Source organism: Mycobacterium parascrofulaceum ATCC BAA-614 (assembly GCF_000164135.1).
GTDB lineage: Bacteria > Actinomycetota > Actinomycetes > Mycobacteriales > Mycobacteriaceae > Mycobacterium > Mycobacterium parascrofulaceum.
Genome location: NZ_GG770634.1, coordinates 1 through 973 on the forward strand (window position 1 = coordinate 1; position 973 = coordinate 973).

General features: G+C 73.5%; 1 protein-coding gene and 1 pseudogene. Both read left to right on the top strand.

Going from position 1 to position 973, the window contains the following annotated elements:
* On the top strand, positions 1-688 hold a 688-nt coding region (locus tag HMPREF0591_RS29945), incomplete at its 5' end, for a TOBE domain-containing protein (RefSeq protein WP_007172645.1).
* A gap of 120 nt (positions 689-808) precedes the next feature.
* Positions 809-973: pseudogene (locus HMPREF0591_RS31805) on the top strand (APA family fibronectin-binding glycoprotein); the annotation flags it as partial.

The window sequence follows — 973 nt, forward strand, 5'->3', positions numbered from 1 at the left end:
GCTGGCCGCCGAGCCGGACGCGCTGCTGCTCGACGAGCCGCTGACCGGTCTGGACGTCGCCGCGGCCGCGTCGATTCGTGCGGTGCTGCGGGGTGCGGTCGGCCGCACCGGCTGCGCGGTCGTGCTGATCACGCACGACCTGCTCGACGTGGTCACCCTGGCCGATCGGGTGCTGGTGCTCGAGGCCGGCCGGATCGCCGAGATCGGCCCGGTCGCCGACGTGCTCACCGCCCCGCGCAGTCACTTCGGGGCCCGCATCGCGGGCATCAACCTGATCAACGGGACCGTCGCCGCCGACGCCTCGCTGCACGCGCGTTCGGGCGCGCGCTGGCACGCGGCGCCGGCGCAGCGGGGGAGTGCCGAGCTCGCCGTGGGGCGGACCGCCATCGCGGTCTTCCCGCCCACCGCGGTGGCCGTCTACCGGAAGCAACCGCATGGCAGCCCGCGCAACATGGTCGAGGTGACGGTGGCGGAGATGGACGTCCGCGGGTCCGCGGTGTTGGTGCGCGGCGAGCAGCAACCCGACGGCGCCCCCGGCCTGGCCGCGGAGATCACCGCCGACGCGGCGGCGGAGCTGCGGCTGGCGCCCGGGCAGCGGGTGTGGTTTTCGGTGAAGGCGCACGAGGTGGCCTTGTATCCGGCGGCGCATCCGGCGACATCTCCGGCGAACCATCCGGCGGCGAAGTGACAGTGGGCAATTCGGGGTCGCCGGCGGGGCGGGTTGCGCATCGGCAACATCGGCACAACGGCACCGCAATTGTCGACAAGTCTCCTTGCGTCACAGCGGTAACACGGTAGGTTCGTCGCCATGGAGCAGGTGGAACCCAACTCGACGCGTCGAAAAAGCCTGCGGGCGGCGCTGGCGATAGCCACGGCGACCGGTGCCGGCGCCGTGACGATCGCCCTGCCGGCGATCTCGAGCGCCGACCCCGAAGTCCCGACGCCCGTCCCGCCCGCCACCACGACGGCCCCG